Origin of the sequence: Amycolatopsis sp. NPDC058278, from assembly GCF_042881395.1 — a bacterium.
Taxonomy (GTDB): domain Bacteria; phylum Actinomycetota; class Actinomycetes; order Mycobacteriales; family Pseudonocardiaceae; genus Amycolatopsis.
In genome coordinates, this window is sequence record NZ_JBHVXZ010000060.1 from 1 (window position 1) to 13,839 (window position 13,839).

A 13,839-nucleotide genomic window follows, 5' to 3' on the forward strand; every position below is an offset into this window, starting at 1 on the left:
CCCTGGCCACCCCCTCGGGGGCGAGCGCCGACGGGGCCGCCGGGGCGGTCGTCGCCGCGGCGGCCGGCGCCGGGGTGCGGTACTTCGACACCGCGCCCTACTACGGCTTCGGGCTGGCCGAGCGCCGGCTCGGCCGGACGCTGGCCCGGCTGCCCGCGGGTTCGTTCGCGGTGTCGACGAAGGTGGGCCGGACGCTGGCCGGCGACGGCTGCGTCTTCGACTTCTCCGCGGACGCCGTCCGCCGGGGGCTCGAGGGCAGTCTCGACCGCCTGGGCCTCGACCGCGTCGACATCGCGTACCTGCACGACCCGGACGACCACGAGGAGGCGGCCGCTGCCGAGGCGTGGCCGGAACTGTGCCGGCTGCGCGACGAAGGCCTGGTGTCCGCGATCGGCGTCGGGATGAACCAGTGGGAGATGCCCGCCCGGTTCGTCGAGCGGCTCGACGTCGACGTCGTCCTGCTCGCCGGCCGGTACACGCTGCTCGACCGCAGCGGTGCGCAGCTGCTCGACCTCTGCGGCGAGCGCGGGGTCGACGTGGTGCTCGGCGGGGTGTTCAACTCCGGCCTGCTCATCGACCCCAAGCCCGGCGCCTGGTTCGACTACGCCCCGGCGCCGGCGGACCTGCTGGCCCGCGCGCAGCGCATGCGCGAGGTCGCCGCCTCGGCAGGGTACGACCTGGCCGCGTGCGCGCTCGCGTTCGCCGCCGCGCATCCCGCGGTGACCTCGGTCCTGGTCGGTGCCACGAGCGCCGGACAGCTGCGGGCGAACGCTGAGGCCTTCCGCCGCGAGGTGCCGCCGGATCTCCTGCGGCGATTGGTTTCCTGCTAGCTCCCCATCACCCTCTGGAGAGTGCGATGACGCCCCCTGCCCAGAACCCGTTCTCCCGACGGCAGTTCGGCGCCCTCGCGGCCGCCGGGCTCGCCGCCGCGGCCGTGCCACCCGCGCTGGCCGGCCCGGCGGCCGCCGCCACGCCGGGCGAGCCGTACCAGCCCACCTGGCCGTCGGTCGACCGGCACCCGCCCGCGCCGGAGTGGTTCCAGGACGCCAAGTTCGGCATCTACTGGCACTGGGGCGCCTTCACCACCCCGGAGTTCGGCAGCGAGTGGTACGGCCGGAACATGTACATCCCGGGCAGCGGCGAGAACAAGCACCACAAGGGGACCTACGGCGACCCGGCAGTGTGGGGCTACGACCGGTTCATCGACGGCGGCACCGACGTGGCGGGGAACCGCGTGCAGTTCGCGCCGAAGCTCGGTGGCCCGCGGGCCGCACCTGAACTTGCTGGACCTGTTCGGCAAGGCCATCCGCGGGCAGGGCCTGAAGCTGCTGGTCGCGATGCAGAGCTCTGGCTGGCCAAGCTCAAGGAGGTGATCGACCGCGCGAAGCCCGATGTCCTCTGGCAGGACTTTTCGCTGAACTCGCCGGGCTACTGCATCAACAGCCGGCCGACATCGTCACGCCGTACTGGCTCACTGACGACGCGATCAGCAGCAGCAGCTGGAGCTACACCCGGGGCATCGGCTACTACTCGAGCACGCAGATGATCCACGCGCTGATCGACCGGGTCAGCAAGGGCGGCACCATGCTGCTCAACATTTCCCCGACGGTGGAAGGCACGATCCCGGCCGAGCAGCGGGCCGTGCTCGCCGACTTCGGCACCTACCTCGGCCGCGTCGGCGAGTCGATCTACGCCACGCGCGCCTGGGACGTCTACGGCGAGGGCCCGACCAAGATGGGCGGCGGCTCGTTCGTTTCGCCGAAGGTGGGCACCGCCAAGGACTTCCGGTTCACCCGCGACAAGGCCGGCCGCGTGCTCTACGCGACCGTGCCGGCCTGGCCCGGGGCCATGGCGGAGCTCACCACGCTGTCCGGCAAGCGGATCGACCTCAGCAGCCTGCGGCGCGTCGAACTGCTCGGTGCTCCCGGCGCGCTGAAGTACACCCAGGACGCGAGCGCGCTGCACGTCACGCTGCCCGCGGCGAAGCCGTACGAATCACCTGCCTACGTGCTCAAGCAGACCTTCGCGAACAGGATCCCGGTCGTGGGACCGGCGACCGGCGCGAAGGTGTTCGCCGAGCGTCGCTACGGCGGGGCGAGTGCGGCGCTGGGAGTCGGCAGCTACACCGCGGCGCAGCTGAAGGCCGTTCTGCCGAAGCCCGTTTCCGCGATCTGGCCCGGGGACGGCTACCCGGCTCTCGGCTACCCGGCCGACGACTTCACCGGGACTCCGAGCCGATTCCTCGTGGCCACGCCGGACGTGCGGGCGTCCGCCATCGTCTCGATGCGCGTGACGTTCGATCCCGCCCGGTGGTTCCGCATCGTCAACGTCACCAGCGGCCTCGCCGTGGACGGTGGCGGCGCGGTCGCGGCGGGCAGCAAGCTGAAGGTCTGGACCCCGGACGACAGCACGAACCTCCAGTTCGGCATCGAGGACGCCGGCGACGGGTTCGTCAAGCTGACCAACCGCACCAGCGGCCTGGTGATCGACGGGGCGGGCGCACCACCGCGGGCGGCAACCCGGTGCAGTCGGGCTACACCGGCGCGGTGAGCCAGCAGTGGTCGATCACCGACACCGGAGGCGGTGCCTGCGTGATCGCGAACCGGGCGAGCGGGCTGGTCCTCGACGGCGGCGGGAACGTGCCATCGGGCTCCCCGCTCAAGGTGTGGTCCGACGACGGCAGCCCCAACCTCCGGTGGCTGTTCTCCGTTGCCTGAGGTGCTCCTGGACGCCGTGACCGGTCTCCGGTCACGGCGCTCAGAGCTCGAGCCGGCCGTCGAGTTCCCGGATGTCGGCCAGGTGCGCGCGCAGCCAGCGTTCGGACGTGTCGACGTGCATCAGCGCGGCCGCGGTGGCCACCGCCGGGTCACGGTCGGCGAGCGCGTCGTAGATGGCCTTGTGCTGCGACAGCGTCACGTGCGTGACGCCGCGGTCGACGGTGCCGCGCCAGACCCGCGCGCGCAGGGTGCGCGAGGAGATGCCGTCCAGCAACGCGGTGAGGGTCTCGTTGCCCGTCGCGGTGACGACCGCCCGGTGGAAGGCGGCGTCGAGCACGGTGAGGCGTTCGACGTCCTCGACCGCATCGTGCATCGCGTCGAGCAGCTCGCCGACCGCGCGCAGCTGCGCGTCGGTGATCCGGGTGGCGGCCACGCCGGTCGCCGCGGGCTCGAGGAGCCGGCGCACTTCGGTCAGTTCGAGGACGCTGCCGCCCTGCATGAGCGCCACGGCGTTGCCGAGGCCTTCCAGGAGCAGGCTCGGCGCGAGACTGGTGACGTACGTGCCGTCGCCGCGGCGGACTTCGAGCACCCTGGCCAGCGCGAGCGCCTTGACGGCCTCCCGCGTGGGACTGCGGGAGATCCCCAGCTCGGTGGCCAGTTCGTGCTCGGGGGGCAGCTTGGAGCCCGCCGGGAACCGGCCGGACCGGACGAACTCCCGGATCCGGTCGATCGCTTCGTCGGTCAACGACCTCGCCATGGTCCTCCTCGGACAGCTCACCTGAAGAACCACCCTAGCATTCATATGATGTATACCCACAAAGGAGTCGCCGGTGTCGCGTGAGTTTGGGTGATTCGCCAGTTTCGACGAAAGGGCATGCTTGAGACATGTGATGTCTGGAACATCTTCTTACTTACTTGTAAGTTAGAACGCAGGACGACGACATTCGCCCCCGACGTGGCCGAGGCACGGGCCCGGGTCGATCCGTGAGTTCGTGACGCACATGGCGCGTGCCTACCCCGACTACTCGTTCACGCGCACAGGGCTCTACGCCGAAGTGAGCCGCCGCGCCGTGCTCGTCGCCTGGCGCTTCACCGGTACGTTCGCCAAGACCGGCAGCCGGGTCGAGTTCCACGGCGACGACCGGCTGGAATTGGGCGAAGACGGGCTGATCCACGCGTACCGCTGCCTGTACGACAACAAGTTCGTGCTCAGCCGGCTCGGCGGTGGCGCGGGGGAGCGGTGAACGACGCGGGTCCGGCCCGCCTGCCCGCCGCGGCGCGCCGGGCGGGGATCATCGAAGCGGCCGACGCCGAGTTCGCCGCGAACGGGCTGGCGGGCACCCGGCTGGAGGCCATCGCCGCCCGGGCCGGCATCTCGCACCCGCGGATCGTGCAGATGTTCGGCTCCAAGCGGAAGCTGTTCCTCGAAGTCGTGCACGCCGCCTACGACCGCATCGAAGCGGCGTTCGGGGGCGCCGAGCCGACGCTGGCCGCGCTGGGCGTCGCCTACGTGCGGCTCCTGCAGAGTGATCCGACGGTCGGCCTGGTGGTGCTGCAGGCCTACGCGGCGGCGGCGGACGAGCCGGTCCGCGAGGCGGTCCGCCGGCGGCACCTCGCCCTGATGGACTCGATCGCCGGGTTGACGGGCGCGGACGCGTTGCGGGTGCGGACGTTCTTCGCCACGGGCCTCGTCCAGACGGTGTCGACCGCGCTCGAGCTGCCCGGGCAGCGCGCCGACACGGCTTGGAGCGCGTGGATCCTCGACCTGGCCGATCCGGCCGGCGACTCGTGACGGCGCCGGTCACGACTTTTCGGGCACTTTCGTCCCTCCGGTTGACACATCGGGGCGCCGGGTTCCAGCATCAATGCTGCCGAGCAAGCGGTCAAAAGATCACCGGTGGGTGACGGCGGCCGCGGCTCACCCGTTCGAACCACTCTCGCCCAAGGATGTGCGGACGTGACCGAGAACCGGTATCCCGGCGCCCTTCGCGCCGATCCCCCTTAGCCGTGGTGGACGCCGCGGCCGTCGACGGCCCGATCGGCGGTCCGGCGCGCTCTTCCCTGAAGTGTTAGCGCTAACACCATCCCCGGTGCGTGCTGTCCCCACGGAGGTGACCATGACCGTTCTCGACCTTTCCGATCCGCGGCCGACCCTGGCCGATGTGGCCCGGGCCGCCGGTGTCTCACCGGCCACGGCGTCGCGGGTGCTCAACGGATTCCCCAAGGTGCGCGACCGGACCCGGCGTCAGGTCGAACAGGCCGTGCGCGCCCTCGGCTACGTCCGGCAGCGGGCGGCGCGGGCGGGCGACGGACAGCGGACGGGCACGGTCGCCGTCGTGCTGTGCGAGGACAGCCTGCGGCTGTTCTCCGACCCGTTCTTCGGCCGCATCATGGGGGGTATCCACCGCGAGTTCACCGCGGCGGGCGTGCAGGTCGTGGTGCTGATGATGCAGGCGGCGGCCCAGGCCACCACCTTCCGGTACCTGGGCGGCGGGCACGTCGACGGAGCCCTCTTCGTGAGCACGCACGCGCGGTGCACCATGGCGTTGTCCCAGGCGGAGCTCCCCATCGTCAGCGCCGGCCGGCCGATGGCCCCCGACCCCACCCGGTACACCTACGTGGACGTGGACAACCGCGGGGGCGCCGTGGCGGCCGTCCGGCACCTCCAGGCCGCCGGGCGGCGGCGGATCACGACGGTCGCCGGCCCGAAGGACATGGCGCCGGGCCGGGACCGGCTCGCCGGCTACGTCGCCGCGATCGGCGGCCCGGGCGTCGTCGACCCGGGATCGGTGGCCCACGGCGACTTCGGCCAGGCATCCGGCGAGCACGCGATGCGGCGGCTGCTCGACCGGAGGCCGGACCTGGACGCGGTGTTCGTCGCGTCGGACGTGATGGCGTTGGGCGTGCTGCGCGCCCTGCGCCGCGCCGGGCGCCGGGTCCCCGACGACGTCGCGGTCATCGGCTTCGACAACTCGCCGATCTCGCGCACCACCGACCCGCCCCTGACGACGGTGAGCCAGCCGGTCGAGGCGCTCGGCGGCCGGTCGGCGGCCGAGCTGCTCGCGGTGATCGACGGAACGGCCGAGCGGCCGCGCCGCGTGGTGCTCGGTACAACGCTGGTGGTCCGGGAATCGGCGTGAGGTCGCGGCGGCGGCCGGGCGCCGGCCCTGAGCGGGCGCTTAGTGACCTTGTTCACGAACCGGCCGCGGGTATCGTCGCCCGGCGAGGCCGTCCGGGGAGGCGGGTCCCCAGGTGGGGGCCGCTTCCACCGGCGGATGGCGGGTGGCTGACGAGCGTCGCGAACGGTCGTGTTGCCGACGTCAAGGTGAACATTGCCGGTGACTGTGGTGACCTCCATGTGACGCGAAGTCTTCGCGGGGGTTACCGATGAGGGTGGGCAGCGTGCGAGAGCAGACCAGAGGGCACCTCGGTGGCACCGCGGTCGTGCTGCCGGACCCGGGGCGTTCGATCGGCGTGCTCACCTCGACGCTGGCCACGCTCGGCAACAGCCGGACGCTCGACGCCGTCGCGCAGGCGGCCGCGGCCGAGGGGTACGCGATCAAATTGATGTCCGTGGGCAAACCGACCCGCGACGCGGTGACCGACGCGTTCCGGGAACTGGGGACGCACGACGTCGACGGCCTCGTCGTCCTCGTCGAGGAATACGCCCTGGATTGGCCGGGAATCGTTTTCCCGCAAGCCGTCCCGGTGGTGGTCGTCGATTCGAACGCGCGTGCCGGATATGCGACGGTCGACGCCGATCAAACGCAGGGCGCGGTGCTGGCGACCGAGCACCTGCTCAAGCTCGGCCACGAGACCGTCTGGCACATCGCGGGGCCCTCGGATTCGTTCGCGGCCGAGCACCGGGAACGGGCCTGGCGGCGGACGCTGACCCGGTTCGACCGGCGCGTCCCGTTGCCGGTGGTGGGGGACTGGACGGCCGGATCCGGCTACACGCTCGGCCGGGTGCTGGCGCACGATCCCGCGGTGACGGCGGTGTTCGCGGCGAACGACCAGATGGCGCTGGGCCTGCTGCGCGCACTGCACGAATCCGGTCGTTCGGTGCCGGGCGAAGTCAGCGTCGTCGGGTTCGACGACATGGCGGAGGCGGCCAGTTTCTGGCCACCGCTGACCACGATCAGCCAGCCGTTCGCCGAACTGGGCGACCAGGTGGTGCGGACGCTGCTCGGCGAGATCAGGTCCGGGGTGCGGGCGGCCACGCTCGAACGGGTGCCGGTGTCGCTGGTGGTCCGGAGCAGCACCGGCCCGCCGCCGTGGTGATCCGCACCGGCGTGAGGAAGGTGTGAAGAGTTTCGCGGTTCGCTGGTTCTTGCTCGCTCTTCGCGATTGAATACATCGAATCGTGCGACCGCGTGTTGACACGGCGGCCGGCGCAAACGGATGCTCGGCGTACCGGCCGAAAGGCCGAACCCCCGGACCGACAAAGGGAGAGAGCCGAGTCATGACCACCGTGCCGGCGAAACCTCCCGTTGCGTCCTGATGGAACCGGAACTCATCGAGATCACCGTCACCGTGCCGCACCCGCCCGCGGCGGTGTGGACGATCGTGGGCAGCCCGCACCTCTACCCGCGGTTCGTCCGCGGGATCACTTCGTGTGAGCCGGTTTCCGAAGCGACCGGCCGGGGCGCCCGCTACCGGTACCGCGCCGGCGGGGAGGGCGAGGCCGAAATCTTCGTCCACCGCCGGGGCGAGCACCTGGCCTGGTCCGGCCGGCAGCACCGGATGTCGGTCGTGCTGCGTCCGACGTCCGAAGGCTGCGCGATCACGTTCCTGCTCACGCTGCTCGACGGCCGCTCGCCGACGGCCCCGCGGATCCGCCAGCGGATCCTGGACGCGGTCGCGGCGATCAGCGACCACCTCGGCGGCGTCCCCGCGGCGGACTCGCTGCCGCCCCGCCCCTCGAAGCGCGAGTTCGCGCGGATCCTGGTCAAGGCCGGGGTCCTCACCCCGGCCCAGCCCACCGGAACGCTGCGGCAGCTGAGGTCGGTGGGCCGCTGGGGCTCGACCCTGGCCGGCGGCTACGAGGCGGTGGCGCGCCGCACGCCGGAGTCGCTCGCCCTGTGCGACGAGCGGTCCGAGCGGACCTTCGGCGAAGTCGACGACCGCACCACCCGGCTGGCCGCGGTGCTGAAGCGCTACGACATCGGCGAGGGGTCGCGGGTCCTGCTGATGTGCCGCAACCACAACGCGATGGTCGAGGCGATGATCGCCTGCAGCAAGCTGGGCGCGGACGTGGCCCTGATGAACACCGGGCTGGCCCTGGGCCAGGCCGCCGAGTTCGCCCTGCGGCACGGCTCCCAGCTCGTGCTCGCCGACGCCGAGTTCGCCGCCCTGCGCGAGCAGCTGCCGCCCGAGATCCCGCAGCTGTGGACGTGGCCGCCCGGCGACGGGTGGCACGGTCCGACCATCGAAGAACTGATCGAGGCGCAGTCGCCCGCCCGGATCGCCCCGCCGGGCAAGCCCGGCCGGCTCGTCGTGCTCACCTCGGGCACGTCCGGCCCGCCGAAGGGCGCGCGCCGGCCGACCCCGCACAGCGTCGCGGACTCCGCCGCGGTGCTGTCGGAGATCCCGCTGCGCTCCGGCGAACCGATCCTGGTCGCGGCCCCGTTGTTCCACACCTGGGGCCTGGCCGCGCTCCAGCTCGGCATGGCGCTGCGGGCGGGGCTGGTGCTGCCTCGCCGCTTCGACCCGGAAGCGACGCTGTCGATGATCGAACGGCAGCGGTGCACGGCGTTGTTCGCGGTGCCGACGATGCTGCAGCGGCTGCTGGACCTGCCGGAGCAGACCCGGGCCCGCTACGACCTGTCCTCGCTGCGCGTGGTGGCCAGTTCCGGCGCGGGACTGCCGGGCCGGCTGGGTGAGGAGTTCATGGACGCCTTCGGCGACATCCTCTACAACCTGTACGGCTCGACGGAGGTGTCGTGGGCGGCGATCGCCGGGCCACGCGACCTCCGCGCGGCCCGCGGCACGGCGGGCCGTCCGCCGATCGGCACGGCGATCCGCGTCCTGGACCGCGCGGGCACCCCGGTGCCACCCGGCGCGACCGGCCGGCTCTACGTCGGCAACCGCCTGCTGTTCGACGGGTACACCGAGGGCGAGCAGCTCGACGTCCGCGACGGCCTGATGGACACCGGCGACCGCGGGTACGTCGACGCGAACGGCCTGCTGTTCGTCCAGGGCCGCGAGGACGAGATGATCGTGTCCGGCGGCGAGAACGTGGCCCCGGCCCCGGTGGAGGAAGTCCTGCTCACCTTGCCGGAGGTCCGCGAAGCGGCGGTGGTCGGCGTCCGCGACCCCAAGTACGGCCAGCGCCTGGCGGCCTACCTCGTGCTGGTGCCGGGCGCTCGGCTGGACGCGGACACGGTGCGGTCCCACGTGCGTGAACGTCTCGCGCGCTTCGCGGTGCCGCGGGATGTCGTGTTCGTCGACGAGTTGCCACGCAACGCGACGGGCAAGGTCGTGAAGCGGGCCCTGCGCCGCAACTACCGCTGGTGACCGGCCTGCCCCGCCACGGCTCCTGTGGCAGTGTCGTGAGTGGACGACGGCACCCGGCCCGCGGAGGAGCTGATGGTACACAAAGGACAGAGCAGGCTGTTCGACGCACTGACGACGAAAGGGACGGCGTTCGACCGCGACGAACGCGCCGAACTGGGGCTGCTCGGCCTCCTGCCGTACGCGGTGAAGTCGCTCGAGGACCAGGCCGCCCACACCTACCAGGAATTCTCCCGCCGCCGGGACGACCTGGACAAGCACATCTACCTGCGGGCCCTGCAGGACCGCAACGAAACGCTGTTCTACCGGCTCCTCGCCGAGCACGTCGAAGAAATGCTGCCGATCGTCTACACCCCGACGGTCGGCGAGGCGTGCGAACGGTTCAGCGACATCTACCGCCGCCCGCGTGGCCTGTTCGTCTCCTACCCCGACCGGGGACGACTGCGGGAAGTACTCCGGAACCGCCCGAACACCGGCGTCGACGTCATCGTCGTCACCGACGGGCAGCGCATCCTCGGCCTGGGCGACCAGGGGATCGGCGGGATGGGCATCCCGATCGGCAAGCTCTCGCTGTACACGCTCATCGGCGGCATCGACCCGGCCCGCACGCTGCCGGTCGTGCTGGACGTCGGCACGGACAACGTCGAACGGCTCGAGGATCCGAACTACCTCGGGTGGCGCCACCGCCGCATCGATGACGACGAGTACTACGCCTTCGTCGACGAGTTCGTCACGGCGGTGCGCGAGGAACTGCCGGACGTGCTGCTGCAATGGGAGGACTTCGCGACTTCGCACGCCCTGCCGATCCTCGAGCGCTACCGCGACCGGATGCTCACCTTCAACGACGACATCCAGGGCACCGCCGCGGTCACGCTCGGCGCACTGCACGGCGCGGCCGAGACGGCGGGACGCCCGCTGTCGCAGCAGCAGGTCGTCATGCTCGGCGCCGGCTCGGCCGGCATCGGCGTGCTGGAGATGATCCACCGGGAGATGGTGGTGCAGGGGCTTTCCGACGCCGAGGCCGCGGACCGGATCTGGGTCGTCGACATCGACGGGCTGCTCACCGACGACCGGGCGGGACTTTCGGCCGGGCAGCGCCGGTTCGCGCAACCGGCGAAGCGCGTCCGGGACTGGGAGGGCACCGGGCTGGCCGACGTCGTCCACCACGTCGACGCCGGGGTGCTCCTCGGCCTGTCCACGGCGGCCGGCGCCTTCACCGAGGACATCGTGCGCGAAATGGCGGGCAAGACCGACCGGCCGATCATCTTCCCGCTCTCGAACCCCACCAGCCGCGCCGAGGCGCACCCGCGCGAGCTCGACGAATGGACCGACGGCCGCGCGCTGGTCGCCACCGGCTCCCCCTTCGCGCCGGTGGAGCGGCACGGCCGGAAACGCCGGGTCGCGCAGTGCAACAACGTCTACATCTTCCCCGCGGTGGGCCTGGCGGTGACGGCCGTGGGCGCCACCCGGGTCACCGACGAGATGATGCGGGTGGCGGCCAAGACGCTGGGCGAGGCGTCCCCGGCGCTGACCGACCCGGACGAGCCGCTGCTGCCCGCGTGGGACGACGTCCCGGAGATCGCGACCCGCATCGCGACCGCCGTCGCCGTCCAGGCTGTTCAGGACGGCGTCGCACCGGAGAAGAGCGAGGACGAAGTCGCGAAGGCGGTGCGGCAGACCCGGTGGACTCCCGAATACCGTTAGCGGTCAGGCCGGGCAGCTGACGTCGTGCTCCGGGGCCGCCAGTGCCAGCAGGTAGCGGTCCACGGCCGACCGGGTGCAGGCGTTCTTCTCGAAAACCCCGTGGCCGGAGCCCTCGTACGTCAGCAACGTCGTGTTCGCCGGGGCTTGGCGGTGGATGGCGAGGGCCCAGGCGTACGGGGTCGCCGGGTCGTGGCGGGAATTGAGCAGCAGGATTCGCGGCGCTCGCGGGATGCTCAGCCGGTGCGGCGGGTTGGCCGGCGGGCCCTGGACGCCCAGGCACGCCATCGCTTCGCCGTGGCCCAACGTGCTGCCGCGCATGACCGGGCCGCGGCGCAACTCTCCGGCGTGCAGCACCGAGTACTGTGCGAAACTCCGGATACGCAGGTCGAAGTCCTGGCAGACGACGGCCAGGCGGATCGAGTCGTAGTTGTAGGAGAACTGGGCGGTCATCGGCGGCCTGCCCGCCGCGGCGTCGGCGATCGCCTGGCCCAGGTCGTCCCACACCGGGCGGTACATGTCCTTCAGCACCCGGTCGCGCAGCTCGCTCTGCGCCGGCGGCGCCCCGGCGGTCACCGCGAGAGCTTTCTGCCAGACGGCGTAGACGTCCTGGCCGTGCAACGCGCAGGTCGTCGTCCGGTCGCACCACGCGGCGAACTGGCGGAACGCGTCGTCCGCGGCGGCGGCCCGGTCGCCGAGGAACCGCTCGATGCCGGCGCTGTGGTCGATGGAGCTGTCGAGCACCATCGCCCGCACCCGGTCCCCGTGCTGTTCGGCGTACTGCTGGCCGAGCAGCGTGCCGTAGGAGATGCCGAAGAAGCTGATCCGCGCTTCGCCCAGCGCGCGGCGGACCGCGTCCATGTCCTGGGCGTTGGCGCCGGTATCGGCGTGGTCGAAGACGGGGAGGTTGCGGGCGCGGCAGGTGGAAACGGCCTGCTCGTGGTAGTTTCGCAGCGCGGCGAACTCGGCCGGGCCGGCGGGCTCGTCGCCCGGCGGCCTGCCCGTGTCACCGCATTCGATGAATGCGCTGCGGCCGGTTCCGCGCACGTCGAAGCCCACGACGTCGAACCGGGCCTGGACCTCCGGGCTGAACACGCCCGGGGTCACGGCGAGTTCCGCGTTCGACGAGCCGGGACCGCCGAAATCGGCCAGCAACACGCCGAGGCGGTGTGCGGAATCCGTGGCGCGGTGCCGGGCCACGGCGAGCGTGATCGTCGGCCCGTTCGGGGAGTTCCAGTCCAGCGGCACCCGGACCGTGCCGCACTCGCCGTCCGGCGGAGCGGGGTTGTCCGGGTCATCCGGGCACGCCGTCCAGACGATCGGGGCCGGCGTCCAGCCGGTCTCGGCCACGGCCGGCGCGGCGCCGGTCAGCAGAAGTGCGCTCGCCAGAACGGTTCCCAGCACCCGAGGCTCCTCCCCGCGACGACCCGGACCCCGCCGACCGTAGGGCGCCGGGGTCTGGACCACAAGAGCCGATCAAGCGCTGCTGCCCGCGAACGTCCACACGCGACCACAGGCCGCCGTCCCCGAGCTCCTTCTTCAGCGGATGATCGGTGACATCGGGGTGCGTGGTGATTCGGCGGGGAAACAGTCTTCCGCGCGGCAAAACCTGCGGTAATCGGCAGTCAGGCGGCGACTTTCCTGCGCTGAGCGCGCTTTCGCGGCGACGGCACTGACGATTCCGCGTCGGCGTCGTGCACCCGCTCGTAGGCGGCGACGACTTCGGAGGAGAGGCGGCCCCGCTCGGAGACCTCGTAGCCGTTCGCGTTCGCCCAGGCCCGGATCCGCTGGTTGCGCTCGCGATCGGAGGCGGTGGTCGACTGGCCGGTGGCCACGCGCACCTTGCGCCCGCCGACGCGCCGGCCGGCGCCGATGTAGCGGGCCAGTTCGTGGCGAAGGGCGGTCGCGTTCCGGTCCGAAAGGTCGATTTCGAAGGTGACGCCGTCGAGGCTGAACTGGACGGTCTGGGCGGCGGTGCTGCCGTCGATGTCGTCGAGGATCTCGACGGAGACTTTCTGGGCCACTTGGCTACTCCTCCGGTGGATGTGCGCTCGAGAACGCGAACAGCACAATGCGCAGCGTTCGCCGCGAAGTGTATCCACAACCGGCCCGAAAGGGAATTCAACTCGCGGGGAAACGGCGCGGGTCCGTTCGGCGTAATTGCCCGCATCGGAGCAGGAAGCAGGGGCCCGGGGCAAGATCGGCCGCGGTCCGGAAATGCGCCGGTGTCGCCTCAATGGGTGAAGAGCGACTTCGGCCGGGTTACCGGCCGGTCAGGTGCCACACCGCGACGGCGAGGAGATCTCCTGGCCTGGGGGATCTATTGTGGACGTCCTTTCCGGACGGCCCGTGGTCGAGCCGCGGACGGCGCCCGCGGCCTTCCTGCGGTTTCCCGGATGGCCGGCGAAGGGGTTCCCGAAATGCTCGCCGGTGTCGGGTGGGTTCGAAACCCGGGTGGCGGGAAAGGCGGTGGCCGCGGCGGCTCGCCGGACTTGGCCGACGCGCCCGCTGCCGCCGGACGGCGCCCGCCCGTGCTGGTCCGGCGCCGATCAGGGTGGGGGTCACCGTCGGAGGGGCGACGTCGGCTGCGCGGGGGCGCGACCCGCGGGAGATGGCCGTGCGCGCTGCCGGAGGTGGTCGGGGCCGCGGCGGTTGCGGCTCGCTCCGCGGGGTTGGGGTCGGGAGCCGGTGGCCGACGCGGCTGCGGCTCGCTCCGCCGGGCTGGGGTCGGGAGCTGGTGACCGCGGCGGCTCCGCCGGGTTCGGGACCGCTCGCGAGACGGGTCGGGGTGGCTGGTGCGCTCGCTGCCGCCGGACGGTGCTTCCGCTCGCCACGGTGCCGGCCGGCGCTGATCAAGGGCGCGCACGCCAGTGACCGGGACGGGGCTGCCCGGCTGGACTGGGGCCGC

Annotated in this window: 12 protein-coding genes and 1 pseudogene; 10 read left to right on the forward strand and 3 right to left on the reverse strand. The window is 72.0% G+C overall.

What is annotated here, in order from left to right:
- The first annotated feature begins 2 nt into the window (after positions 1–2).
- The 4 genes from ACFVYA_RS28200 to ACFVYA_RS28215 are packed head-to-tail and all read left to right on the forward strand — an operon-like array spanning position 3 to position 2,717.
- Positions 3–830, forward strand: a complete 828-nt coding sequence (locus ACFVYA_RS28200) for an aldo/keto reductase (protein WP_387049235.1) — start codon at positions 3–5, stop codon at positions 828–830.
- Between the two features lie 26 nt (positions 831–856).
- Positions 857–1,546 (forward strand): alpha-L-fucosidase, encoded by a 690-nt coding sequence (locus tag ACFVYA_RS28205; RefSeq protein WP_387049236.1) that lies wholly within the window; start codon positions 857–859, stop codon positions 1,544–1,546.
- Complete coding sequence (locus ACFVYA_RS28210) at positions 1,486–2,550, forward strand: alpha-L-fucosidase (RefSeq protein ID WP_387049266.1); 1,065 nt, start codon at positions 1,486–1,488, stop codon at positions 2,548–2,550. The genes ACFVYA_RS28205 and ACFVYA_RS28210 overlap by 61 nt, the downstream gene beginning before the upstream one ends.
- Positions 2,547–2,717 (forward strand): RICIN domain-containing protein, encoded by a 171-nt coding sequence (locus tag ACFVYA_RS28215; protein ID WP_387049238.1) that lies wholly within the window; start codon positions 2,547–2,549, stop codon positions 2,715–2,717. Before ACFVYA_RS28210 ends, ACFVYA_RS28215 begins: the two co-directional genes overlap by 4 nt.
- 40 nt (positions 2,718–2,757) lie before the next feature.
- Here the strand turns inward: ACFVYA_RS28215 and ACFVYA_RS28220 are convergent, their stop codons facing one another.
- Entirely contained in the window at positions 2,758–3,474 is a 717-nt protein-coding gene (locus ACFVYA_RS28220) for a FadR/GntR family transcriptional regulator (protein WP_387049240.1), read from the reverse strand.
- A gap of 202 nt (positions 3,475–3,676) precedes the next feature.
- On the opposite strand from ACFVYA_RS28220, the pseudogene ACFVYA_RS28225 reads away from it, so the two are divergent.
- The 6 genes and pseudogenes from ACFVYA_RS28225 to ACFVYA_RS28250 form a co-directional block, all read left to right on the forward strand.
- A pseudogene (locus tag ACFVYA_RS28225) lies at positions 3,677–3,961 on the forward strand (nuclear transport factor 2 family protein); the annotation flags it as partial.
- Positions 3,958–4,509, forward strand: coding sequence for a TetR/AcrR family transcriptional regulator (locus tag ACFVYA_RS28230; protein ID WP_387049242.1), 552 nt, complete (start codon positions 3,958–3,960; stop codon positions 4,507–4,509). The pseudogene ACFVYA_RS28225 and the gene ACFVYA_RS28230, both read left to right, overlap by 4 nt.
- A gap of 325 nt (positions 4,510–4,834) precedes the next feature.
- The gene (locus ACFVYA_RS28235) at positions 4,835–5,857 is read left to right on the forward strand and encodes a LacI family DNA-binding transcriptional regulator (RefSeq protein ID WP_387049244.1); all 1,023 of its coding nucleotides are present in this window, start codon (positions 4,835–4,837) and stop codon (positions 5,855–5,857) included.
- A 262-nt stretch (positions 5,858–6,119) separates the two neighbouring features.
- The gene (locus ACFVYA_RS28240) at positions 6,120–6,998 is read left to right on the forward strand and encodes a substrate-binding domain-containing protein (protein WP_285990347.1); all 879 of its coding nucleotides are present in this window, start codon (positions 6,120–6,122) and stop codon (positions 6,996–6,998) included.
- Between the two features lie 219 nt (positions 6,999–7,217).
- Positions 7,218–9,233 (forward strand): AMP-binding protein, encoded by a 2,016-nt coding sequence (locus tag ACFVYA_RS28245; RefSeq protein ID WP_387049246.1) that lies wholly within the window; start codon positions 7,218–7,220, stop codon positions 9,231–9,233.
- Positions 9,234–9,305: 72 nt separating this feature from the next.
- Positions 9,306–10,934, forward strand: coding sequence for an NAD-dependent malic enzyme (locus ACFVYA_RS28250; RefSeq protein WP_387049248.1), 1,629 nt, complete (start codon positions 9,306–9,308; stop codon positions 10,932–10,934).
- A gap of 3 nt (positions 10,935–10,937) precedes the next feature.
- On the opposite strand, the gene ACFVYA_RS28255 is transcribed toward ACFVYA_RS28250, so the two are convergent.
- Together ACFVYA_RS28255 and ACFVYA_RS28260 are read right to left on the reverse strand one after the other, a co-directional pair.
- Positions 10,938–12,335 carry an alpha/beta hydrolase gene (locus ACFVYA_RS28255; protein ID WP_387049250.1) on the reverse strand — a complete coding sequence of 466 codons (1,398 nt, stop codon included), beginning with the start codon at positions 12,333–12,335 and terminating at the stop codon, positions 10,938–10,940.
- Between the two features lie 221 nt (positions 12,336–12,556).
- Positions 12,557–12,955 (reverse strand): Lsr2 family protein, encoded by a 399-nt coding sequence (locus ACFVYA_RS28260; protein WP_387049252.1) that lies wholly within the window; start codon positions 12,953–12,955, stop codon positions 12,557–12,559.
- Between the last annotated feature and the right edge of the window lie 884 nt (positions 12,956–13,839).

Excerpts from the sequence above, each read along its gene's own strand:
- ACFVYA_RS28250 (WP_387049248.1), top strand. The coding sequence starts at position 9,306 with ATGGTACACAAAGGACAGAGCAGGCTGTTCGACGCACTGACGACGAAA.
- ACFVYA_RS28235 (WP_387049244.1), top strand. The coding sequence starts at position 4,835 with ATGACCGTTCTCGACCTTTCCGATCCGCGGCCGACCCTGGCCGATGTG.
- ACFVYA_RS28205 (WP_387049236.1), top strand. The coding sequence starts at position 857 with ATGACGCCCCCTGCCCAGAACCCGTTCTCCCGACGGCAGTTCGGCGCC.
- ACFVYA_RS28245 (WP_387049246.1), top strand. The coding sequence starts at position 7,218 with ATGGAACCGGAACTCATCGAGATCACCGTCACCGTGCCGCACCCGCCC.
- ACFVYA_RS28220 (WP_387049240.1), bottom strand. The coding sequence starts at position 3,474 with ATGGCGAGGTCGTTGACCGACGAAGCGATCGACCGGATCCGGGAGTTC.